This is a genomic window from Solirubrum puertoriconensis (genome assembly GCF_001483135.1).
GTDB classification, from domain to species: domain Bacteria; phylum Bacteroidota; class Bacteroidia; order Cytophagales; family Hymenobacteraceae; genus Solirubrum; species Solirubrum puertoriconensis.
Map to the genome: position 1 here is coordinate 514,416 of NZ_LNAL01000003.1, position 23,043 is coordinate 537,458.

A 23,043-nucleotide genomic window follows, 5' to 3' on the forward strand; every position below is an offset into this window, starting at 1 on the left:
TTGCGGTTGCCAACAACGGCGGCACTACACTTTTTTGGGCGGCAAATCGAAGGCTACGGCGTTGTGCTCGAAATGACCCTTGTGCGAACCGTCGCAAAAGGGCTTGTTGCTCGAGAGGCCGCAGCGGCAGATGCTGACGAGGGTGCGGCCCTGCAGGCCGTACTCGTTGCCCTGGGCATCGACGATGATAAAGTCTTCGCCTTCGACGCGCAAAGAGCCGTTGTTGTTGACGGTGAGTTTCGTGGGCATGGTAAAGGGTGAGTGAGTTGAGGCGTTGAATGCCTAGGTAGTTGCTGATGAAGTGCCTAGGAGATAGGCAGAATTTTGGCCTGCAGCGGCTTACGCATTACGTAATCGTTCATCCAGTAGGGGCCAATCGGTATGTCCTCTTCGCGGTGCTGCTGAAAGCCCAAGTGTTCGTAGAAACCCAGAGCAGGGTTGTGGCGGTTTACGTTCAGTTCGAGCCACTCGCCGCCGGCCTCGCGGGCCGCGTCCTCCACGGCCGCCACGAGTTGCTGACCTAGGCGCCGACCTTGGTGCGAGGGCAGCACGTATAGCTTGTGTAGCTTAAACGTGCCCGGTTCGGTAGCCCGTTCGCTAAACGAAGCATAACCAGCTGGATGCCCCTCGCAGTGCAGCACCAGAAAGCGGTGGCCCTCGTCGGTCATCTGCCGCTCCAGCGAGGCCGGCGTGTAAATGACGCGGTACATGTACTCGATTTGCTCCCGCGAGATGATGAAGCGGTAAGTGGGTTCCCAAGTGGCTTCGGCCAGCTCAATTATGGTCGGAATATCGGCCAGCGTGGCGGGTTGTATAGCTACGGTAGCGGCTGCTGAATCGGGCATAAGGCGCAAAAAGGGCATAATTTCGCTAAAAAACGAACGTTTTACGGCTGCGGGCGCATGTTTGGCCCGAATTTTAGATAGTACGTACCTATGCCCAGGCTTTGGCCCAGGCCTTCATTAGCAACCTCACTCCTTCAATATGAAATCCACCGTTCTTTCAAGCCTGTTTGCTGCCTCGGTGCTTGCCTGCCTGGCGCCCGGTGCGTCGGCGCAAACGCGCCCGGCCGCTACGCCGCCCGCGTCGCAGTCGCAACAGAAGCCGCAGCCGCAGCAGGCCCCGACGCAAAAGCCCGCTACTCGGCCAGCTACCAGCTCCACGAGCTCCGAGGTGCGGCAGGCAGCTACGTCGGTTGAGCGCGACCTAGGCATTTTCCGCGACTGGGTAAACGACAAGATCGACCGCGCCGAAACCGGTGCCCGCCGCGACTTGCCGCGTGTGATGGACGAATTCGACTACCAGAGCAAGCGCATCGACAAGGCCGTGGATAGCCTCTCGGCACAAGGCAAGCGCGAGTACGGCAACCTCAAGAGCCGTTACCACAACTGGGAGTCCGAGCAGCGCCGCCTGCAAGAAGGCGCCAGCCAGCCCCGAACGGCGCAGCAAGCCCAAACAGAAATGCTGGGCGAAAACGTGAACCTGGCCGCGGCCCGCGCCACGGAAATGCACGACCTGTACGGCCGCTTTATCGACTACGTGCGCGTAAACCGCCGCGAGTGGGACGAGGAGGACTGGGCTGTGGCCAGCAACGTGCTCACCAAGCTCAACACCCGCTACGAGAAAGTGCGCGAGCAAATTCCGATGGAGGAGCGCCTGCGCATCCGCTCGTGGCAAGCCGAGTTCCGCACGCTCGAAAAGGCCAAGCAAACCAAGAAAGCCCTCGACGAATAATCCGGCTTTACGCCTAACCGCCAACGGGCGGCCCGAACCAACTGCTGGTTTGGGCCGCCCGTTGGCGGTTATGGCACCTAGGTGCTTGGGCTTAATGCAGCGGTTAGGCAGCCGATGTTTTCTCCATTCGCTGTGTCCGCTGCCGCAACCACCTCCAAGCAGTGGGCAGGCTGTAAAACATGCGCAACTCTATTTCTTCGCCAATGGCATTGGCTACGCCCGCGTTTTCAAACGACATAGTGGTAGCCGGGTCTATCACGTAGGCAAAGGCAAACATCCCGTTTTGCTTGGCCCGCGGCAGCCACTCAAACTGTATCCAGTCGACGGAATCGCCCCACTCGCCGGTGGAGCCGCGCTTGTCGTTTACGAGGCCCAACGGGTGCAGCTGCTCAATCCAAGGTAGGCTGGCTTCGGCCACCCGTATTACCAACTCGCCCGTAAGGTGGCCGTGCCAGCACACGTACAGCACGCGCTCAGCCGCGAAGTAGTTAAAGTCGGCCACAATAGCGCCGGAAGAATCTGTTACGCGGTGCACCAGCTCGGCGGTCGAGTGTGCTCTCGGGCCGCGCTGCTGAGGACTTAAGGGTTGCAGCATGTGACTTAAGTTACAATAATTTGCAACAGCCGCCAATGCGCAGCAACAACGCTAATCAGCTGATGGGTTTGCCTTACTTTTGTGCGCTCATTTCTGATTTCGCCCTCGCTCATGCACATCGCCATCGTTGGCAATATAGGTGCCGGTAAAACCACGCTCGCTCACAAGCTGGCCCACCACTTCAATTGGGAAGTGTTTCTGGAAGACGTCGACCACAATCCTTACCTCAAGGATTTTTACGACGACATGCCCCGCTGGGCCTTCCACCTGCAGGTGTATTTCCTCAACAGCCGCTTCCGCCAAACGCAGCGCATCAAAGAGATGAAGCAGCTTGGCAAAGGCGTAATCCAGGACCGCACCATTTACGAGGACGCCCACATCTTCGCGGCCAACCTGCACGAGTCGGGCATGATGATCGAGCGCGACTACCAGAACTACCTAGGGTTGTTCGAGTCGATGATCAGCATGGTCGACCCGCCCGATTTGCTGCTATATCTCAAGGCCGATTTGCCCAAGCTCATCCATCAGATTGAGAAGCGCGGCCGCGACTACGAGAACAACATGCGCATCGAATACCTACGCAACCTCAACGAGCATTACGAGCGTTGGATCAGCAACTACAAGGACGGCAAACTGCTGATTGTAGATGTAAGCCAGCTCGATTACGTAAGCCGCCCCGAAGACCTAGGCACCATCATCGAGCGAATCCAGGCCGACCTGTTCGGCTTGTTCTAAGAAGGTGCTGGTTGTCAGCTCACAATATTCGGGAGTAAAAACCGCGGGCCCGCATCCAAAGCTTTGGATGCGGGCCCGCGGTTTTCGATGGTATCCGAAGCCGAGCAACCGTTTCGCCGACTACTAAATTGGATTATCCTTCTTGCATAGCTTCGTTGAGGAAGTGCACTAGCGGTTGGGCGGCTTTCCAGGCGCTTAACACACGCTCGGGAAAATCAGGGCGAAGTACTTCTTTGTCGGGGAAGCTGCGCCACACGAAATAGCTTTTGAGCCGCAGCCACTCAATGTCAGGGTCGTTGCGGTCGTAGCCCTTTGGGGCGGTGCGTAGCGACTGGCTCATGTCGAGCCCCTTCGGAAACTCGCGCAGCAAACCTGGGTCTTGGCGGAGGGCATGAAAGGCATCGGCGTTGTAGTGAATTTCTTGCCGGATGCGGGCCAGCTGCTGCGGCTCGGGTTGCCAGCGGCCCGCGCCCACGTAGGTCTCGCCGCCGGGCTCGATGGCTACGAAAAAGCCCGCCCACGGCGACTGGCGTCCGTCGCGCTTCAGGCCTGCGCCCATGTGGCGTTTGTAGGGCTCGTCGCTTTGCTGAAACCGGTCGTTTTTGTTGATGCGGTACATCACATCGGAGGGCGAGAGCGGCAGCAGGGTCGGCTCCAACTGCTGGGCACGTGCCAGCAAATCGGTTACCAACGCCGTGAACACTTTACGGGCTTGCTGGTAATCGGCGCGATGCGCATCCATCCAAGGCTTGTTGTTGTTCTGGGCTAGCTGGCCCAAAAACTCAAGCAAAAAGGCTAGGTCCTTCAAGGCGTGGGAACAAAGGAGTAATGGAAAACGAAACAGCAAAGGTGCAGCCCCAAAACAAAACAGCCGCTTCGGCGGAAGCGGCTGTTGGTTGAGGAGGCTTAGCGCTTGCGTTGGGCTACTACGCCGGGGCCGTGCGAATCGTTGAGCGTCCAGTCATAAGGCACGTAGGCCACGGTAGCGGTGGGCTCGATTTGCGTTTTGGCGTAGCGGTTGATAAACTCAATCAGCTGTGCTTTGTCGCCGAAATCGACTGCAAACCAATCGAACAAGCTGGAGATTTGCACGCTGCCTGCTGCCAGTACGTTGCGCGCCGAGTCGTTGATGAAGCGGGCGGTTTGTTGCGTAAGCTGCGTATCAAGGCGGCCACCTTCGTAGGGCTCGGGCAGCAGCGTGGGCGACGAGGTTGCCGCGCAGTGCAGGGCAAAGTGGCGGCGCGGTTCGTTGGGCAACAGCTCGGGCAGGATTTCGCGCTCAATCTGCTTTAGGGTATACTGCTTCCCGCCTACGGTTACTTCGGGTGCATCCCACACCGAGCGGTAGCCGCCCACGCTCTTGATCTTGATGTCGCTGAGGCGCTCGACGGGGTAGTACTGAACGGCCAGGTACAGTGTGTAGGCATTGTAGGCGTTCAGCCAAAACGCGGCCTGATCGTAGCGGCTCCAGCTGGGCAGGGGCGGATGGCTGCTCAGGGTTTTGAGGTAAGCGAGCAGTTGCTCTTCCTCCTCGGCCAAGCCCTCGTAATCCACGCGGCCATCGGGCAGCACATGGCGCTTCAGCAACTCCTCGTAGGAATTTTGCGCGGCTTGTGGCGCCGGCTGGTTGGCTCGAGCCACAGTGCTCGTGAGCAGCACCAGCCAAAGCAGGAGCTGCCGAAAGAAATAGTTGTGCTGCATTAGGTGATGGTGGGGCGGGGCGGGCCCAACCGCTGCTGAAAACCTAAGCCTTGGGCTATTGGCTTTTCGGCAGACGAGTTGGATATCCAAAAGTACTCGGCGTGCAGTGCTTTATCAATATGAATTAACTTTTTCTGGGAAATATTTAATGGGTTAAAAGCCTAGAGGCGCGCAGCTTAGTTTGCTGCGGCCCTTGGCTTGCCGATGTTTATTTTCCGACCTAGCTAAGCAGGCGCTGCAGAGCCGTTCTGGTACAAAATACTGTCGCCGTTCGGCAGCGCCTAGGTGCTACCGAACGGCGACTGATGCAAGAGCAAGCGCAGCGCTGGGGTAGTGCTTAGTTGCGGTAACTGAGCACCTCAATGGCGTCGCCTACCCGCAGCAGGCCTTGTTCGGGGCCTACCGTGTTCAACCCAAACATTACGCTATTGTCTACCGTGCGGTATTGCGCCAGTGTGCGGAGCGGCTCGGGCGTGCGTTCGGCGGTTTGCTGGTCGGTGGTCGTGAGTACGCAGCGGCCGCAGGGGCGCACGCCCTCAAAATGGTTGCCGCCAATGCTGAAGTTGTGCCAAGTGTCTTCGGCGTAGGCCGCGGCGCCGCGCACTACTATGTTGGGCCGGAAGCGGTTCATGGGCACGGGTTGCGCCAAGCGTTGATTTAGGTCGTCGAGCGACGCCTGGCCGATAACCAGAAACGGGTACGCATCGGCGAAGCTTACCAGGCCGCGGGCATCTCCGCCATCGGGGGCACGCAGGGCCGCTTCGGGCATGTGCACCATGCGGCAGTTTAGGCCGAGGGCTTCCGAAAACCATTCGTCGTGTTCGCGCAGGCCCCGAAAGGCAAATACCATATCATCCCACACGGTTACGAACTGCGTGCCTTTGTGCTCGGCCTCGAAGGGTACCAGCAGCGGCTTCAGCTCGGGGCGCTCGATGTGCCGCACGATAAAGCCATTGTGGGCGTACTCGAGGTGCAGCAAGGCCATTTTGGGCAGGGTGCGCTGCGTCAGGAACTTGCCGCGTTCATCAACGAGCAGCCAGCGCCGGTCATGGCGCAGGCCCCGCGGCTCGATGGCCGCCTCGGACACGCGAAAACCACCTAGGGACTTGACGGGGTAGAGGTAAAGATCGGAAAGCGTAAGCAGGGCGCTAGTATCAGCCATAAGGCGAAGGTAAGGCTTGCGTGGCAGTCGGAAAGCAGGTAAACTGCATAGCCGGTGCCTAATAAACTGATATAGCCTATGTTGCCGCTCAGTACCCCCGCCATGGTTGCCGAGGCCGCCCCAACCGCGGTGGCCGCTTCGCCTTTAGTTGCCGAGCAGTGCCTAAACTGCGAGCAGCCTTTGGCCACCGGGCCGTTTTGCCCCAGCTGCGGCCAGCAGCGGCCGCATCGGCTAAGCACCGCCCACGTGCTGCACGAGCTGGTACACGTGTTTACGCATGCCGACAAAAGTATTTTTGGGTACGCCGGGCAGGTGCTACTGCACCCCGGCCGCGTGGTGGCCGATTACCTCCGCGGCCGGCGCAAGCACTACTTCAACCCGTTTCAGTTTCTGCTGATTATGGTGGGCCTGGTAACCACTGCAGGGTTGCTGCTGCACTTTTATGAGGGAACGGGAGCGGGCGTGGTGCAGTCTATGGCCAAGCACGGGGTATCGGCCGAGCGGTTGGCGCGCGTGAGCAAGTACTTTGCCTATATCAGCAAGTACCACAACGTGTGGTGGCTGTTGCTGCTGCTGCCGCTTTACTCGCTGGTTACGTGGGGTATGTACCGGCGGCGGCTCAACTTTGCCGAGGCCTTTTTTGTGCACGTGGTAATTGGCTCGGCCTTCCATGTGCTGCTGCTACTGGCCATGTTGCCTATTTTGTGGCTTACCAAGGGGCAGCCCGGCAACCAAGCCAGCTTGTTTCAGTCGGTGGTGGTGTGTGGCTACCTGGTTGCCATTGGCCGGCAGGCGCTTGGCCTGAGTTGGGGCGGGGCCTTTTGGCGGGCCGTGGCCGTGGTGGTATTGGGCATAGCCCTCAGTTGGCAGCTGAACGGCTTGGTATTCCGGTGGTATGTGTTTGGCTAATGTGCAGTCTGCCTAGGTGGCGCACCTGCTTAGTGCGGCAGCTTAGTGTAGGGGCTTCTTCTTAATTACGCCGCCGTGCGTGTCCTTGATGCTGTGCATCAGAATAAACGCTTGGTGGTCAATAGCCTCTACTTCGGCTTTGAGGCGCGTGAGCTCAAGGCGGGTAACGGCCGTGAACACGATATCGAGCGACTGACGCTGCACGCCGTTGGCGCTGTAGCCGGTGCGGCCGCTGTAAATGGTAACGCCGTGGCCTAGGTCTTCGGTGAGTACGCGCCGAATGGCTTCGCTGCGCTTTGAAATGATGGTGACGCCGGTGTATTCCTCCAAACCGTCGATCATGAAATCGACGGTTTTGGCGGCCGACAGATAGGCCAGAATGGAGTACATGGCGGCTTCGACGGACAGCAGCAGAGCCGCCACGCCGAAGATGAAAATGTTGATAACCAAAATAACGTCGCCGACGCTCATGGGGCTTTTGCGGCTGATGAACACCGACAAAATCTCGGTGCCATCGAGCACGCCGCCTCCTCGGATGGTCAGGCCGATACCAGCACCTAGGAAAAAACCCCCGAACACCGAAATAAGCAGCTTATCGTGGGTGAGTACTGGAAAGGAAACCAGCCACAGCACTACGGCCAGCCCGGTAATGGCCAGCATGGTTTTTACGGCCACTACGCGGTCGAGGTGAAAATACGCCAGGGCCACAAACGGCGCATTGATAATCAAAATCAGTACCGATAGTGGCACGCCCGTAACCTGCGCCGTTAGCAGCGAAATCCCCGTTACGCCGCCATCGATAAAGCCATTGGGCAGCAGAAAGCCTTTCAGACCTAGGGCCGCTGAGAAAATGCCTGTTACCACCAATGCGGTGTTGGTGAGCTGCCGCCGCAGCAGGCGCAACGCAAACTGCAGAATGGGGCCACCACCCTTGTAGCCGGGTGGCAAGCCTTGCGGGTATTTTTTGCGCAGAATACTCTGAACGATAAGTTGCTGGAACAACATGCAGGTATGGTTGTGGGGTTACACGGCGGTGCTCCGCAAAAGCGGAGCAACCAAGGCGGCTAATAAACAAAAACGGGCAACGGCGTTTGCCGTTGCCCGTAACTCGTAAGCAGCGTGCCTAGGTGCGCAGGAGCCTAGCGGCCCGAAGCACTGGGAGTGGCCGCCGCTTTGGTGCCCTGCTGGCCGGCCAGCTGTACGGCGCGGTACAGGTTGATAACCCCACCCGTGCTCGAAAGCTGCGCGAAATCGATGGTTTTCTTGTCGCCGGGCTTTTGCACCTTGGTGTGCACTGGCTCAGCCGATTGCATGATGATGCGCTTAAGGTCGGTGGCTGTAAGCTGCGGGTAATAGGCTTTCAGAACAGCCGCTACGCCCGAGGCCGTCGGCGCTGCCATGCTGGTGCCGCTTTCGTTGCCGTATTTGCTGCCGGGTAGCGTGGAGTAGATGTTTACGCCGGGTGCAAATACATCCACGCGCTTACCGTAATTACTGAATTCGGCCACCAGCTTGTCGTTGTTTTTGTTGGCCGAAGCGCCCACCGTCAGCAGGTTAGGATGAGCGGTTTTTCCGTCCTTCGCTACCGGCGAGGGAAAGTGCGTTACCACGTCGATGTTGTTCGACTCGTTGCCGGCGGCGTGCACCAGCAGCACGCCTTTCTGGCCGGCGTACTTGATGGCGTCGTCAACGGCTGGGCGCTGCGGCGAGTAGTACTTGCCAAAGCTCATGTTGATGATCTGCGCTCCGTTATCCACAGCGTAGCGAATGGCGTTGGCAATGTCCTTGTCGTGCTCGTCGCCGTTGGGCACCGCACGCAAGGTCATGATGCGTACCGGGGCATCGGCCACGCCCAAAATGCCCAGGTTGTTTTGGCGGTCGGCGGCGATGATGCCCGATACGTGCGTGCCGTGCGTGGGGTCGGGGCCCATCACATCGGGGTTGCCGTAGCCGCGCTCTTGCACATTGTCCTCGTTGTCCTGTACAATCTCAGCCCGTGGGTTAAACTTCAGGTTCAGCGAGTACTCCACGCGCTTTTTGGCTTCCGCCGAAGCATCGCGCATCTGTATTACCACCGATTCCATATCGGGCGCGCCCGATTGGATGAGGCTGCCGTAGAGCTGCTCGGTAATCTGCAAAATGGCCGGCTCTTTCGTGGGTGGGCGGCGCAGCACGGCCGTATCGAGGCGCTCTACGCCCAGCACTTGCTTTAGCTGGCCCGTAATGCCATCGAGCTGCTCGGCCAGGGGGCCTAGCTGCTGGTATTGCTCGGTGTCGTCTTTTACCTTCTTTTCGTAATCCTTCTTCACGCGCAGGTACAGGTCGTACTCGGCTTGTTTGGCTTTGGGTACGCTGGTGCGCGATTTGCCCTCGTACAGCGGCTGTAGCTTGGCCAGCAGGCGGGTTTCCTCGTAGGTGTCCACGTCCACGTTGCGGCCGTCCTTGCCGCCCAGGAAGTTCCAGCCGTGCACATCGTCGACGTAACCGTTCTGGTCGTCGTCCTTGCCGTTGCCGGCAATTTCCTTGCTGTTGCGCCACAGCACGCGCTTCAGGTCCTCGTGCGTGGTATCGATGCCCGCGTCAATCACGGCCACAATCACCGGCGAAGGCTGCCAGTTTTTCAGCAGCTCGGCGTAGGTGCGCTCCGTGCTGATGCCCATTACGCGGTCGGCTTTGGGGTCGAGGTGCGTCCATTGCTGCACCGGGGCGGCGGGCTTAGCTGCAGCGGGCGGGGTGCTTTGGGCAAAAGAGGCTGCGGGCTGCAACAGCAGCGTCAGACCTAGGGCCGATAACCAAGGACGGGAAGATAAGCTCATGCGAAAATTCGGTTGAATAGGGTGGGGCGCACCCGAATGCGCGGTAAGTTATGCCACCGACGGCAGCCGGGCCGCAACCGTTGCGGCAAAGTCGGGTTTTTATCCCGCCTACTTAAACCAATACCTTTACGCCCCTCGTTCCATTCGCTTTCCCGAATGCTCCTGACTCGCCTCCGCGCAGTTGCCGTAGCGCTGCTTTTGCCCCTAGGTGCTTTTGCCCAAGCACCCAAAACATATTCGTCGTCGGAAATCCTGCTGGGCCTGAAAAAGCTCAACGTGCTGGGCTCGGTGCTGTACATCGCCGCGCACCCCGACGACGAGAACACCCGCATGATTGCCTACCTCGCCAACGGTCGGCTCATGGAAACCGGCTACTTCAGCTGCACCCGCGGCGACGGCGGCCAGAACCTCATCGGCCCGGAGCTGCGCGAGGCCCTAGGTGTAATCCGGACGCAGGAGCTGCTGGCAGCCCGGCGCATCGATGGCGGGAAGCAATTCTTCTCGCGCGCCAACGATTTTGGCTTCAGCAAAACCGCCGAAGAAACCTTCACCATCTGGGATAAGGAGCAGGTGCTGGCCGATATGGTGTGGGTAATCCGGCAGCGCCGCCCCGATGTGCTCATCACCCGCTTTCCGCCCGATAGCCGCGCTGGCCACGGCCACCACACCGCCTCGGCCATGCTCGCCCTCGAAGCCTTTGATGCCGCCGGCGACCCAAAGCGCTTTCCGGAGCAGCTGCAATACGTGCAGCCCTGGCAGCCCAAGCGTTTGTTCTGGAACACCGGCTCGTTTTTCGTGAAGCCCGGTGAGGACATGAGCGGCTACCTGAAGGTGGATGCCGGTGGGTACAATGCGCTCCTAGGCCAGAGCTACGGCGAAATTGCCGCCCGCAGCCGCTCGCAGCACCAAAGCCAGGGCATGGGCGCCAGCGCCACCCGCGGTGAGGCTATTGAGTACCTGCAGCAGATGAAGGGGGAGAAAGTCAGCAAAGATCCATTTGAGGGCATTGATGTGACTTGGCGGCGCTTGCAAGGCAAACAATCGTTGGGCGGTTATAACATGGATAAGCTCACTAGCGAGGTTATTCGCAAATACGACCCGAACAATCCTGCCGCCTCAGTCGCCGGGTTGATAGAGATACGCGAGCTTCTTATGAAGCTAACTGGCGATGGAAGTGATGCGAAGGATAATCATTTGTTATGGGCCAAGTTGCAATCCGTCAATGATTTGATACGTGCCTGCTTGGGGTTGCATTTGGAGGTAACGGCTGCCGAGGCATCGGTCGTTCCAGGTCAGGTATTGCGCTTCAATGTTGAAGCAGTTAACCGCTCCGCAACTCCTATTGAAGTTCAATCTGTGCATATCGGACGTCTAAATGAGGCGAAATCAGACACTGTGTTGCGCAAATTACTGAGGGCCGAAGAAGCAATGCGCCTTCAGTTGAAGTATACAGTGCCAGTTACTTACACCGTCTCGCAGCCTTACTGGTTACGCCAACCTGGTACTACTGGCATGTACGTTGTTGCCGATCAGGTACAACGCGGTGACGCTGAAAACGGAGAAGCAGTAAATGTGGCGGTTAGTGTGAAAATGGGTAAGAACACTATTCCATTCTTGCTTTCCGCTCAATACAAGCGCACCGACCCCGTTTACGGTGAGCTGTACCGCCCGCTCACGGTGGTGCCGCCCGTAGCCGTAAACCTCATCGGCCACGCCTACGTGTTTGCCGAGAACCAGCCCAAAACGGTGCCGGTAACGCTAAAAGCCGGCCGCGCCAACGCCAAAGGCACGGTTGCCCTGCAGGTGCCGGCCGGTTGGAAAGTGGAGCCTGCCAGCATTCCGTTCGAGCTGAAAAACAAGGACGAGGAGCGCACGGTGGAGTTTCAGGTGCAGCCTACTGGCAATCAGGAAAGCGCCGGCCAACTGCGCGCCGTAGCTACCGTTGACGGGCAGCAATATTCGCGCGGCATCCAGAATATCAACTACACCCACATTCCGGCCCAAACGCTGTTCCCCGAAGCCGTTGCGCCGCTGGTAAAGCTTGAGCTGAAGCGCAAAGCCAACAACATCGGCTACCTCATGGGCGCCGGCGACGAAGTGCCCGATGCCCTGCGCCAGATTGGCTACTCGGTAACGCTGCTCAAGCCCGAGGATATATCGGCCCAAAGCCTGCGCCGCTTCGATGCGGTGGTGCTGGGGGTGCGCGCCTACAACACCGTGGAGCGCCTGCGTTACCTGCAGCCCGTGCTGCTCGACTACGTGGAGAAAGGCGGCAACTTGGTGGTGCAGTACGTGGTGAACCGCGGCACCGTGCTGCCCGAAATTGGCCCGTACCCGCTAAAGCTCTCCTCGGAGCGCGTAACCGTAGAAAACGCCCCGGTCAAGTTCCTGAAGCCCCAGCACCCACTGCTCAACGCCCCGAACAAGATTACCGAACGCGACTTTCAGGGCTGGGTGCAGGAGCAAGGCTTGTACTACCCCAGTTCCTGGGATGCCAAGTACCAAACCATCATCAGCAGCAACGACCCCGGCGAATCGGCCAAGGAAAGCGCCATCTTGGTGGCCGAGTACGGCAAAGGGCACTACATCTACACGGGGCTGTCGTTCTTCCGCGAGTTACCTGCGGGCGTGCCCGGCGCTTACCGCCTGTTCACCAATATGATTGAGCTAGGCAAGAAGTAGCCAAGCCGAATGCTGAGGCTATCCGAGCAGCTTTTGGCCATTCTTCCCGTTCTTCGTAGAGTTCCTAGTTCCTGCCATGCCGCATTCCACCCACTCGCACTCCGACAACAAACCTCCGCTGCTGCCCACGTGGCGCGCGTGGTACTTGTTGGTGCTGGGAGCATTGGCCGCCGAAATTGGGGTGTTTGTGTGGCTTAGCCGCTGGTTTGCAACGTGAGTGCGCTTGATTGGCTGGTGCTCACGGGCACCTTGGCATTTATTATCGGCTACGGTACGTGGCGCACGCGCACGGCCGGCTCCTCGCTCGATGGCTACCTGTTGGGCGGGCGGCAAACGCGGTGGTGGGGCGTGGGCCTCAGCATTATTGCCACGCAGGCATCGGCCATTACCTTTTTGAGCACGCCAGGGCAGGCCTTTGCCGATGGCATGCGCTTTATCCAGTTCTACTTCGGTCTGCCGGTGGCCATGGTGCTCATTGCCATTGTGGCGGTGCCTATTTACCATAGGCTGCGCGTATACACGGCCTACGAGTACCTGCAGCGGCGCTTCGATAAACGCACGCGTACGTTGGCGGCGGGGCTGTTTTTGCTGCAACGGGGGCTTAGCAACGGTCTTTCGCTGTATGCGCCGGCCTTGGTGCTGTCGGCCATTTTGGGCTGGAACACCACTGTTACGGTCTGTCTCCTAGGTGCTGCTATTATCGGCTACACCGTGAGCGGGGGCACCCGTGCCGTTACGGTAACGCAGCAGGGGCAAGTGGCGGTAATCTTCAGCGGAATGGCCATTGCGGGTTATTTGCTAGTGCATTACCTGCCGCCGCAAGTAGGCTTTGCCGATGCCATGCACGTGGCCGGGCGCATGGGCAAGCTCAACCTCGTCGACTTCAATTTTGATTGGCAGAACCGTTACAACTTCTGGACGGGCATGACGGGCGGCTTGTTCCTCGCCTTATCGTACTTCGGTACCGACCAAAGCCAAGTGCAGCGTTACCTGTCGGGCCAAAGCATCACGCAAAGTCGCCTTGGTTTGCTGATGAACGGGCTCATTAAGGTGCCCATGCAGTTCGGCATTCTGCTGATTGGCGTGCTGCTGTTCGTGTTTTACTTGTTTCAGCCAGCGCCGCTCACCTTCAACCGGCCGGTGTACGAGAAGGTGATGAGCAACCCGGCCCTCTCGGCCGAGGCACGCCAGCTCGAAAGCCAGCACACCGAGGTGCAAGCTGCTCAGCAAGAGGCCGCCACGGCTTTAGTAGCTGCTCGACAAGGCCAGGATGCGCAGCTGCAAGCCACCGCCCAGCAACGGCTCCAAACCACTCAAGCTGCGGCTAGCGGCCTACGGAAATCATGGGAAGCGCTGGTGAAACGAGCCGATCCGGCGGCCGATAGCAAGGATACCGATTACGTGTTCATCTCGTTTGTGCTGCGCTACTTGCCGCGCGGGTTGGTGGGGTTGTTGGTGGCTGTAGTGCTAAGCGCTGCCATGAGCAGTGCCGCCGGGGGACTGAATTCCCTAGGTTCAACCACCCTCATCGACTTGTACCGGCCTTTCACGCGCCGACAGCACTGCACCGAGGCGCACTTGGTGCGGGTTTCGCGCTGGGCCACGGTAGGGTGGGGCACACTGGGCGTAGGCTTCGCGCTGTTTGCCAGCCGCATGGAAAACCTCATTCAAGCCGTCAACATATTAGGGTCGTTGTTCTACGGTACCATCCTGGGCATTTTCGCGGTGGCGTTTTTTCAGAAGCACGTGCACGGCCGGGCCGTGTTTTGGGCAGCTGTTGTTACCCAAGTGGCTACGGTGTTGGCCTTTTGGCTGACGGACATTGCCTACCTGTGGTACAATATCCTGGGGTGCTTTGCTGTGATGCTGCTTGCCGAGCTACTGCAGAAGCTAATGCCCGAGCCCGTGGAGGCCATGCAGGAAAGCCTGGCCACCTAGGGCGTCCGCAACGACCTCGTCCTGACGAATATGGGCAACGATTGCGGCGACTGCGGCTCACGCCTTCGCCACCACGAACCGGGTATCGAAAATCCGTTCCGCAAAGCACCACGGGCGCGTATGTGGCATTGCACAACTCTAAACGCTTGCTCGTTACCGAATACTAACCAATAGCGCACCGCGGAACGGATTTTCACGCTACACTGCTTCCTAAACACACAACGGCCCGGCTGCTATTTGCAACCGGGCCGTTGTGTGTTTAGGAAGCAGTGTAGCTCCCGATTACAGCTTGCCAACTTTCTTGGCTTCCACAATCAGGTCTTCGTTCATCTTCACGTAGTCGGCGTTCTTGGCGTCGAGGGCCAGTTTGCGCGACTGCTCAGCGGAGGTTACGGCACCTTTGTAATCCTTCATTTTCATGCGGATTTTGGCCTCCGTGTGCACGTTCCAGAACTTCGGATCGTTGGCGTTGGCCTTCTGAATCCACTCCAGGGCCTGCTTCTGATCCTTGTTGTTGTCGAAGTAGTACACCGCGGCAGCGGCCAGGTCGTTGGCGCTGGGGTTGGCATTCTTCACTACCTTCTCGTCGATCTGGGCCATTACTTTGGGCTCCACGTCGGAGGTAACCTTGAACTTAGCACCCGTCAGCTCCCACTGCATATCCACGTTGGCGGTGGCAGGGGTAATGTCGGTGAAGTTGATGGTAAAGGTTTCAACCTTCGAGGGCACTTTGTAGGGCTTGATGGAGAAGCGCGCCACATCCTGGTCGTCCTTGAAGTTCTCCACATCGGCGCCGCGCTTGGTGTCCTTGTTCAGCACAACCAGCCACTCCGTTTTGTTCGGAATGGTGTAGATGCCGTACTCGCCGGCCGGCACCTTTTTGCCCTCCACCGTTACCTCGTCGGAAAACTTGATGGTGGTAGTTTGGTTGGCACCCGTGCGCCAGCGGCGGCCAAAGGGCACCAGCGTACCAAACACCGTCCGGCCTTTCGCGCTGGGGCGCGAGTAAGTAATGGTTACGTCGGTGAGGCCCACGCGCTGCTGCACGGTGCTTTTGGGGCTGGCAGCAGGGGTGCTGAGCTGAGCTTGAGCGGCCGGAGCCGAGAAAAGGATTGCGCCTGCCAGTGCGGTGCCCGCCAGTAGCGTAGTCCGGTTCTTTAGCAACATAGGAATGGGTAGAGAGGGTTGATTAGCTGCGGTAAAAGTACAGTTTTCGCGCAATGCGGCGCGTGCTTTTTGCTAATGCTGTTGGCCTAGGTGGTTTCAGGCCGAGTACACCCGGCCATCCACCAGCAAGCGGGCGAACGGGTCGTGGCGGTGCAAGAGGCGGTAAAACCTGAACAACGACTGCTCGGTGCGGTAGCCATATACCACAAACGACACCATGTTGCGCCCTAGGTTGCGGCCGCGGCTTACGCGGGCATCGGCATCGAGGCACTCGTAAAACAGGCGGCGCACGGTTTCAACGTCGAGGTAGTTTTCGTTGAAAGTGGCCGTGACGCGGGTTTGCATGGGCTTGGGTGCCAACCGAACTTACTTCAAGCCGATGCCTTTATCGGACAGCAACTGCAGCAGTGCGGCCTCGGTAGCTGGGGCTTGCAGGCGGCCTAGGTCGATGAGGTGCGTGGCTGGCGCGGTGGTGGTGAGCAGCAGCCAATTGTTGCGGCGTTGGGCTTCGCTGATGGTGTCCCAGCGCACTTCAAGCGGGTCGCTGTGCTGGCCGGTTACGGTTATGCGCTTCGGCTCGAACGTGTAATCAAGCGCCTCGTCGGCCAAGCCCGAGGCCTCGTAGCTTTTTCTGATTTGCCCTAGGTAGTACACCAGCCCCGCCGTAACTAGAGCCAGCACCAGCACCAAAGGCGGACCGTAGAACCAAGGTGTGGCGAGGTATTTCACGTTGCCCAGGGCAATAATGATACCCACCACTATAACTAACGGTACCGCGAAATACATCATCGACCGGTACGTGAGCGAGAAATAGAGCCGGCGGTACTCGGCAAATGGTACCCGTACTCCGGAAACAACAATCGGCTGCATGCGGCCAAGTTAGCCACAGGCAGCCGATTTGGGCTGATAATACACAGATGCTAATCTTAGGTCAGCTCAAACTGCAGCTTCAGCAGGTTGGCGTACAGGCCGTTCTCGTTTTCGCTTAGCTCTTCGTGCGAGCCTTGCTCAACGATGCGGCCGCCGTCGATAACCAGAATCTTATCGACCTTGCGGATGGTGCTGAGGCGGTGCGCGATGATGATGCTGGTGCGGTTCTGCATCAGCTCGTCCATGGCGGCTTGCACCAATTTTTCGCTTTCCGAGTCGAGGGCCGAGGTGGCTTCGTCGAGCAGCAGAATGGCCGGGTTTTTCAGAATAGCGCGGGCAATGGCAATGCGCTGGCGCTGCCCGCCCGAAAGCTTAATGCCACGTTCGCCCACTACGGTTTCGAGCCCCTCGGGGAACGACTGAATGAACTGCCAGGCGTTGGCGCGGCGGGCCGCGTCGATTACCTCCGCTTCGGCGGCATCGGGGCGGCCGTAGAGGATGTTTTCGCGAATGGTGCCGCCAAACAGCATCGTCTCTTGTGGCACGATGCCGATGTTGCGCCGCAGGTCGGTTAAGTCGATCTGATCCAGATCGTAGCCATCAATGCGGATTTGTCCGCCGCTGAGCTTGTAGAAGTGCATCAGCAATTGCACGATGGTGCTTTTGCCTGCTCCCGACGGGCCTACCAATGCCACCTTTTCACCGGCCTCGATGCTGAAGCTGATGTCCTTGAGCACGGCTAAATCGGGGCGCGTGGGGTAGCGGAACTGCACGTTAGCGTACTCAATGTCGCCGCGCAGCTGCACCGGCGCTACACCCGTCGGCTTGACGGTGTGTACCGGCTCCGACTGCTCATCCAGGATTTCCAGAATGCGCTCCGAGGCACCTAGGCTGCTCTGAATTTTGCCGTACATCTCACCTAAGCCTCCTACAGAAGCGCCGACAAACATGGTGTAGACGATGAACGATACCAAGTCTCCCATGGGTAGGTAGCGAGGATCGTTATGAGGCAGAGCCACATAGGTAGCCCCTCGCCAGAGCACCAGAAAGATGCCGCCGAAGATGGCTACGATGATAAACGACACGAAGCCCCCGCGGAACACGCTGGCTTTCAGGGCAGCCTGCACGGTGCGGTTGAGGCCGGCGCCGTAGCGGCTCACCTCGTGCTGCTCGCTCGTAAAGGCTTTCACCGAGTTGATGCCCTGCATCGTTTCCTCCACGATGATGTGGGTTTTGGCCAATTCATCCTGGGTTTGCTTCGAGAGCTTTCGGATGCTGCGCCCAAATAGAAAAGCCAGCAATACCAAGGGCGGGAACGTAGCCAGCATAAACAGCGATAGGCGCCACGATTCCCACATTATAAAGGCCACTGCGGCTAAAAGCGTCAGAATCTGCCGTACAAACTCTGCCAAAGTCAGCGTAAACGTGTCCTGAATGTTGGCTACGTCGGAAGTCAGGCGGGAGGTGATTTCGCCCACCCGGCGCTGCTCGAAAAACGGGATCGGCAGCGTAACGAGCTTCTGGTAGAGCGTGCGGCGAATGTCGCGCACCGAAAACTCGCTAACCCGCGAGAAAAAGTAGATGCGAAAAAAGGAAAAGACCCCTTGCAGCAGCACCACGCCAAACAGCACCAAGGCAATGCCGGTAATGGTTTTGGGCAGAAAGGCCGGCAGTGTATCGGTCTGGTGATTGGCGATGTTGACGAGGTAACCCAGCATTTTGGGCATTACCATCGTGGATACGCTACTGAACAGCAGCAACATTAGCCCCGCAATAAACGGGGCCTTGTAAGGCAGCACAAAACGGAAAATCCGCATGCCGCGCTTGAAGTTCTCTTTGGTAAGCTTGACTTTGGGTACTTCGGCATCTGCTGTACCGCTCGTGTTCAATCCGCTTCTGGCTGCCATATGGGTTCGGTCGGGGCGAGGCTACCGCGCTTCGGCAGTCTCTGCTTTCCAGACGTCTCTATTCAAACTTTACTTTACTCTTCTCTACCTGCAGCGTTGCGGAGTTGCCGAACGGAATGGGCACCTGCACCTGCACGGCCACGGGCTGGCCTTTGCGAGTGGCGGGTTTCCAGGCCGGCATCAGGCTTAGCACCCGCAGGGCTTCGGCGTCGCACTCGGGCGAGAGGCCTTGCACTACCTTAGGCTGGGTTAATTTGCCATCGGTGGCTACCACAAAGGTGGTGAGCACGTGGCCGCTGAGCTGCTTGCTGCGTGCTGCCTCGGGGTACTGCACTTGCTCTTGCACAAACTGACCTAGGGCCTTCTGGCCACCCGGAAACTGCGGCGCTACATCGGGGCGGTTGGCCGCTGGGCGCGCTTGCGCCTGCATGTGGCGCGGGCGCAACACCGTGGGCTGCTTAGCCGACGCCGCTGGGGTAGTTTGCGCCGAGGCGGTACAAGCTAGCAGCGAAAGGATGACAAGTAGGTGATATCTCACGGGCAAGGCAGAATGTAGCGCGAACCGCAGGGTTGGCAAAGGCAAGCTCCCGCATCGCGTATGGCTGAACGATAACGCTTTAACGATACCGATGCAGCAATACGCGAAGCGGGAGCCTCGCGCTGCGGGCGCAAAGGTACGCCCTAGCTAACCAATTCGCGGGCTATGGGGTTCACTGCCTCTTCAACCTCTGCTTTGCGCGAAATCAGCCACAGACCCACAAACGTGAGCAGGCCGTTGTAGATCAGTTTTTCGAAGCCGATTTCGTAGCCGCCAAACCACGCTGCCGAGTTCTTTACCAGCGCCCAGGTAATAATGGGCGACAGCACGCAGATGATGGGTACCCAGGTATCCTGCGGACGGCGGCGGGTATAGAGACCAAAGGCGTAAAGGCCCAGTAGGGGCCCGTAGGTGTAGCCCGCCGCATCGAACACGGCCGATACCACGTTCTGGTCGTTGAGGGCGCGGAAGATGAGAATAATCACGATCAGCACCACCGTAAAGGCTAAGTGCGCGGCCTGGCGCATGGTTTTCTGCTGCGCCTCGGGGTAACGGCTGATGTTGAGGAAATCGACGCAGAACGAGGTGGTAAGCGCCGTAAGGGCCGAGTCGGCCGAGGCGTAGGTTACGGCAATGATGCCGAGCACAAACACGACGCCCGCGAACAGCGAGAAGTGCGTGGTGGCCAAATACGGAAACACCTTGTCGGTGTCGAGGTTGCCTTTGACGTTGAGCAGGCTAGGAATCTGATCAAGGGCTATGCCCTTCACCTCGGCAAACTTAAACAGTAGCACCCCTAGGGAGAGGAACAGCAGGTTTACGAACACCAGCGTAAGCGTAAACCAGAACATGTTCTTCTGAGCATCGCGCAAGTTGCGGCAGCTCAGGTTCTTCTGCATCAGGTCCTGGTCGAGGCCCGTCATGGTGATGGTGATGAACATGCCGGCCGCGAACAGCTTCCAGAAGTACTTCTTGTCGTTAGCATCGGCGAAGAAGAACGTTTCGGATAGGGGCGATTCGCGCACGGTTTGCACCAGGCCCGCCCACCCTAGGTTCAGCTCGTGGCCAATGAGCCCGATACTGACAATTACGCACAGCAGCATGGCCAGCGTCTGGAAGGTGTCCGTCCAGAGAATGGTTTTGAGGCCACCGCGGAAGGTGTAGAGGTAGATCAGCAGAATGCTGACGGTAACGGTAACGGCGAAGGGCACGCCCATTTGCTCGAATACAATTACCTGCAGCACGCCCGCCACCAGAAACAAGCGGAAAGCTGCGCCAATTGCCCTGGAAAGCAAAAAGAAAAACGCCCCGGTTTTGTAGCTCCAAAACCCAAAGCGCTGCTCCAGATAGGTGTAAATACTGATGAGGTTGAGGCGGTAGTACAGCGGCAGCAGCACGGTGGCAATTACCGCGTAGCCGGCCACGTAGCCCAGCACCATGCCCATGTAGCTCCACTGGCCCGTAAGCACTTGCCCCGGCACCGAAACGAACGTAACGCCCGAAAGCGAGGTGCCAATCATGGCGAAGGCCACCATGTACCACGGTGCATTGCGGTTGGCTACGAAGAAGGAGGCGCTGGTGGCCTTGCGCGAGGTGAGCAAGGCAATGATGATGAGCACGACAAAGTAGCCGGCTATCAGACTCAGGACTAGGGAGGGCGACATAGGCGGGGAAATAGGATGTAAAGATAACGCTCCGGCGCATGTGTACTCGGTGCCGCTCGCAGGTGCCCAAACAAAAGCCCCAACCGCAAAACGGCCGGGGCTTTTGTTGGCAGCTTTACCAAGGCGTTGCGTCCTAGGTGGCTTACATCGCTTTTTGGTTGAGGTAGTTCTTCGCTAAGTCGTTCAGGCGAGTATCGGTGTCCTGCTCTTCTTCCAGCGACTTGCGCAGCAGCTGCGCCACCTGCGTGTGGCCCAGGCGGTCGGCGTAGTGGTGGGCGGTGCCGTAGCTGGCAATTTCGTAATGCTCAATCTTTTGCGAAGCGGCAATCAAGGCGGCATCCATTACCTCGTCGGTAGCCCGCTCCGACATGGTGGCCTGGCCTTCCTTGATTAGGCCTTTCATCGCCACGCAGGTGTGCCCGTCGAGGTCCACGTCGAGGTCTTTGGCAATGCGCTCGAGGCGCTCTACTTGGCGTTCGGTTTCGTGCAAATGCCGCTCGAAGCCCCGACGCAGGCGGCCGTCTTTTGCGGCTTCGGCCATTTGGGGCAGGGCTTCCACCAACTGCTTTTCGGCGCTGTAGAGGTCTTTTAACTGCATGACGAGCAAGTCGTCGAGCGTTTCTAGTTTATCGAACAACATAGGCGTAGGGGTTGGTAGCACTGTGCCTACGCACCACCTAGGAGCAGGTTGCCCTAGGGTATGGCTACTCCATTTCGGCGACGTTAAGCGGCTCGCCCGCAGCCGGCACGTGCAGCTCGGCACTCAGCCAACCTTCCGATACAATTTGCTCCAGTAAGCGCAGCGGTTCCGAAGCTGGTTCGTCGGAGAGGTCATAAGTACCATAGTGCATGGGTATCAGGTGCCCGGCTCGCAGCTGGTTGCTCACTTTGGCGGCCTCGTGAGGGTTCATGTGCGAGCGGTTCATCATAAAGGCCGGTTTGTAGGCCCCGATGGGCAGCAGCACAATGTCCAAGGGGCCAAATTGCTCCTCGATTTGGTAGAAATGCGGGCCCTCGGCCGAGTCGCCGCCGAAGTACAGCGTACGGCCCGTGGCAACTTCGCGCAGCAAAAACGAGCCCCAAAGCACGGTGTTCAGGTCGCCAATGCCGCGGCGGTGCCAGTGCGCAGCCGGTAGGTAAAACACCTCGATGGGCGCATCGGGCCCTAGGTCGAACTGCTGCCACCAGCCGGCCTCTTGCGTAGGGGGCAGCATGCCGGCCGTACGCTTCAGCAGCTTAGCCGCGCCGAGCGGGCCTAATACTTGCATTTTGGGGTTCTGCCGCGCCAGTAGCCGAATGGAGTCATCGTCGAGGTGGTCGCGGTGGCCGTGCGAGAGCAGCAGGTAGTTGATGCCAGTGAGGTCGGTAGGGGCGCAGGGCAGGGCGTGGCGGCGCTTTATCAGGGGCAAATCGAACAGTACCGGGTCGAACAGAAACGTGAGGCCGTTCCAGCACAGCCAGAACGATGCGTGGCCTAGCCAGATCAGCGTATCGGGTAGTCGCTGGCGAATCACTTCGGTGCAAGGCTGCACAGCGGGTGCCCAGGTGTCCTGTTTTTTCTCCTGGGCCTGCGGGTTTTTAGTCAGAAATTTCCAACGCAGCACATTCGAAAACGTGGGTTCGTAAAGTTCCTCGCCAACGTTGGTGAACTCGCGCCCGATCATCAGATTGCCTTCGTAGCGAGAGCGAATGATGCGCAGCTTCTCATTGCGGACGCGGTGGCTTGTAGGCATGGAGTAATTGTGGTTTAAGCAAGAAAATAATGCAATGCGCAGAACTGCTAATTGTATGTGAGGTGCAATCAACTACTTTAGGATCAGTATTACTTGTCAACCGCCTTAACTGTCGCTATACCGCCACTGCGTATGCAAGAAATTGTACCCCAAGAAGGTCAGGAGCCACAATCTGCACTAGCAACTTTAAGCGCCGAGCAAGTAGCCGACATACAGGCTTATTTCATGACGCAGGTACTCGGCTGGCTTACCGGCGCACTTACACTTTCGGGCGGTTTGGCTATGCTAGTAGCTGCCTCGCCCGAGCTGCAAGCGCTGTTGTTTGGTACGGCATGGGTGTTTGTAGGCGTGGTGGCAATATTGCTCATGGCAGGGTTGGTGGTAGCGCGCCGGGCGGCTGCAAGAAATACCATTACAACGATAACTGCTTTTGTGGCCTGCGTGTTGGCCGGCGGTTTGGCCCTCGGGGTGGTATTTCGGGAATACTCGGCGTATTCATTGGGCATAACCTTCTTTATCGCGTCGGGCGTAGCGGGCGCCATGATGCTGTACGGGTACTTTGCACGCATCAAAATGAGCACCTGGACGGGTACGCTGCTGGTGCTGCTGATTACGCTGGCGTTGGTCGCAGCTTCTAACCTAGTATGGCCGAACTTACTGGCTGCAGGCCTCAGCAGCTTTGCCGGCGTGCTGTTGTTTGTGCCGCTCATCGCCTACGATGCTCACAAGCTGAAAGGCAAAGCTTTTCTGGGGCTAGGCAACGAGGATACCGACCGCAAGGTGGCGGTTCGGAGTGCCTTTGGGTTGTATTTCAACTTGCTATGCTTGTTCCTGAGCTTGCTCAGCTTCACGGGAGTACACATCTGATCGGTATTCAGGCTTGCTAGGCAAG

23 protein-coding genes are annotated in these 23,043 nt (G+C 58.5%); 7 read left to right on the forward strand and 16 right to left on the reverse strand.

Translation table 11 applies throughout. The annotated features are described in order from the left end of the window. Positions 1–24: 24 nt before the first annotated feature. Together ASU33_RS02660 and ASU33_RS02665 are read right to left on the reverse strand one after the other, a co-directional pair. Positions 25–249, reverse strand: coding sequence for a CDGSH iron-sulfur domain-containing protein (locus tag ASU33_RS02660; protein WP_059067842.1), 225 nt, complete (start codon positions 247–249; stop codon positions 25–27). A 56-nt stretch (positions 250–305) separates the two neighbouring features. After that, a complete protein-coding gene (locus ASU33_RS02665) occupies positions 306–845 on the reverse strand; it encodes a GNAT family N-acetyltransferase (protein ID WP_059068344.1) in 540 nt (179 codons plus the stop codon). A 139-nt stretch (positions 846–984) separates the two neighbouring features. Here ASU33_RS02665 and ASU33_RS02670 point away from each other — a divergent pair, with 139 nt between their 5' ends. Next, positions 985–1,734 carry a DUF6565 domain-containing protein gene (locus ASU33_RS02670; protein ID WP_059067845.1) on the forward strand — a complete coding sequence of 250 codons (750 nt, stop codon included), beginning with the start codon at positions 985–987 and terminating at the stop codon, positions 1,732–1,734. A 103-nt stretch (positions 1,735–1,837) separates the two neighbouring features. On the opposite strand, the gene ASU33_RS02675 is transcribed toward ASU33_RS02670, so the two are convergent. Then, a complete protein-coding gene (locus tag ASU33_RS02675) occupies positions 1,838–2,329 on the reverse strand; it encodes a hypothetical protein (protein WP_059067847.1) in 492 nt (163 codons plus the stop codon). Between the two features lie 111 nt (positions 2,330–2,440). Here ASU33_RS02675 and ASU33_RS02680 point away from each other — a divergent pair, with 111 nt between their 5' ends. After that, positions 2,441–3,064, forward strand: a complete 624-nt coding sequence (locus ASU33_RS02680; protein WP_059068346.1) for a deoxynucleoside kinase — start codon at positions 2,441–2,443, stop codon at positions 3,062–3,064. 133 nt (positions 3,065–3,197) lie between these two features. On the opposite strand, the gene ASU33_RS02685 is transcribed toward ASU33_RS02680, so the two are convergent. From ASU33_RS02685 to ASU33_RS02695, 3 genes are all read right to left on the reverse strand, one after another. Next, a complete protein-coding gene (locus ASU33_RS02685; protein ID WP_059067850.1) occupies positions 3,198–3,872 on the reverse strand; it encodes a DUF2461 domain-containing protein in 675 nt (224 codons plus the stop codon). A gap of 98 nt (positions 3,873–3,970) precedes the next feature. Further along, positions 3,971–4,765 carry a DUF547 domain-containing protein gene (locus ASU33_RS02690; protein ID WP_059067852.1) on the reverse strand — a complete coding sequence of 265 codons (795 nt, stop codon included), beginning with the start codon at positions 4,763–4,765 and terminating at the stop codon, positions 3,971–3,973. Positions 4,766–5,102: 337 nt separating this feature from the next. Next, positions 5,103–5,927, reverse strand: coding sequence for an MOSC domain-containing protein (locus tag ASU33_RS02695; protein ID WP_059067854.1), 825 nt, complete (start codon positions 5,925–5,927; stop codon positions 5,103–5,105). A gap of 78 nt (positions 5,928–6,005) precedes the next feature. Here ASU33_RS02695 and ASU33_RS02700 point away from each other — a divergent pair, with 78 nt between their 5' ends. Continuing rightward, complete coding sequence (locus tag ASU33_RS02700; protein WP_059067856.1) at positions 6,006–6,836, forward strand: DUF3667 domain-containing protein; 831 nt, start codon at positions 6,006–6,008, stop codon at positions 6,834–6,836. Between the two features lie 42 nt (positions 6,837–6,878). On the opposite strand, the gene ASU33_RS02705 is transcribed toward ASU33_RS02700, so the two are convergent. Then, positions 6,879–7,841, reverse strand: coding sequence for a YitT family protein (locus ASU33_RS02705; RefSeq protein ID WP_059067858.1), 963 nt, complete (start codon positions 7,839–7,841; stop codon positions 6,879–6,881). A 134-nt stretch (positions 7,842–7,975) separates the two neighbouring features. Then, positions 7,976–9,652, reverse strand: coding sequence for a S8 family peptidase (locus tag ASU33_RS02710; protein WP_078062816.1), 1,677 nt, complete (start codon positions 9,650–9,652; stop codon positions 7,976–7,978). 156 nt (positions 9,653–9,808) lie between these two features. Here ASU33_RS02710 and ASU33_RS02715 point away from each other — a divergent pair, with 156 nt between their 5' ends. The 3 genes from ASU33_RS02715 to ASU33_RS02720 all read left to right on the forward strand — a co-directional run bounded on the left by ASU33_RS02715 (position 9,809) and on the right by ASU33_RS02720 (position 14,272). Continuing rightward, positions 9,809–12,334, forward strand: coding sequence for a PIG-L family deacetylase (locus ASU33_RS02715; protein ID WP_059067860.1), 2,526 nt, complete (start codon positions 9,809–9,811; stop codon positions 12,332–12,334). 76 nt (positions 12,335–12,410) lie between these two features. Next, complete coding sequence (locus ASU33_RS21405) at positions 12,411–12,551, forward strand: hypothetical protein (RefSeq protein WP_160328120.1); 141 nt, start codon at positions 12,411–12,413, stop codon at positions 12,549–12,551. After that, positions 12,548–14,272, forward strand: a complete 1,725-nt coding sequence (locus ASU33_RS02720; protein WP_059067863.1) for a sodium:solute symporter family protein — start codon at positions 12,548–12,550, stop codon at positions 14,270–14,272. The genes ASU33_RS21405 and ASU33_RS02720 overlap by 4 nt, the downstream gene beginning before the upstream one ends. A gap of 282 nt (positions 14,273–14,554) precedes the next feature. Here ASU33_RS02720 and ASU33_RS02725 read toward each other — a convergent pair whose 3' ends face one another. The 8 genes from ASU33_RS02725 to ASU33_RS02760 form a co-directional block, all read right to left on the reverse strand. Continuing rightward, positions 14,555–15,439, reverse strand: coding sequence for a DUF2911 domain-containing protein (locus tag ASU33_RS02725; protein ID WP_059067865.1), 885 nt, complete (start codon positions 15,437–15,439; stop codon positions 14,555–14,557). 96 nt (positions 15,440–15,535) lie between these two features. After that, positions 15,536–15,784, reverse strand: coding sequence for a hypothetical protein (locus ASU33_RS02730; protein ID WP_149867002.1), 249 nt, complete (start codon positions 15,782–15,784; stop codon positions 15,536–15,538). 21 nt (positions 15,785–15,805) lie between these two features. Beyond that, positions 15,806–16,309 carry a hypothetical protein gene (locus ASU33_RS02735; RefSeq protein WP_059067869.1) on the reverse strand — a complete coding sequence of 168 codons (504 nt, stop codon included), beginning with the start codon at positions 16,307–16,309 and terminating at the stop codon, positions 15,806–15,808. 56 nt (positions 16,310–16,365) lie between these two features. After that, entirely contained in the window at positions 16,366–18,216 is a 1,851-nt protein-coding gene (locus ASU33_RS02740) for an ABC transporter ATP-binding protein (RefSeq protein ID WP_059067871.1), read from the reverse strand. A 58-nt stretch (positions 18,217–18,274) separates the two neighbouring features. Then, complete coding sequence (locus tag ASU33_RS02745; RefSeq protein ID WP_149867003.1) at positions 18,275–18,754, reverse strand: energy transducer TonB; 480 nt, start codon at positions 18,752–18,754, stop codon at positions 18,275–18,277. 143 nt (positions 18,755–18,897) lie between these two features. Continuing rightward, entirely contained in the window at positions 18,898–20,418 is a 1,521-nt protein-coding gene (locus tag ASU33_RS02750; protein ID WP_059067875.1) for a sodium:solute symporter, read from the reverse strand. Between the two features lie 142 nt (positions 20,419–20,560). Further along, a complete protein-coding gene (locus tag ASU33_RS02755) occupies positions 20,561–21,058 on the reverse strand; it encodes a YciE/YciF ferroxidase family protein (protein WP_059067877.1) in 498 nt (165 codons plus the stop codon). Positions 21,059–21,122: 64 nt separating this feature from the next. After that, positions 21,123–22,151 carry an MBL fold metallo-hydrolase gene (locus tag ASU33_RS02760; protein WP_059067879.1) on the reverse strand — a complete coding sequence of 343 codons (1,029 nt, stop codon included), beginning with the start codon at positions 22,149–22,151 and terminating at the stop codon, positions 21,123–21,125. 132 nt (positions 22,152–22,283) lie between these two features. Here ASU33_RS02760 and ASU33_RS02765 point away from each other — a divergent pair, with 132 nt between their 5' ends. Continuing rightward, positions 22,284–23,018, forward strand: coding sequence for a Bax inhibitor-1/YccA family protein (locus tag ASU33_RS02765; RefSeq protein WP_059067881.1), 735 nt, complete (start codon positions 22,284–22,286; stop codon positions 23,016–23,018). Positions 23,019–23,043 lie beyond the last annotated feature (25 nt).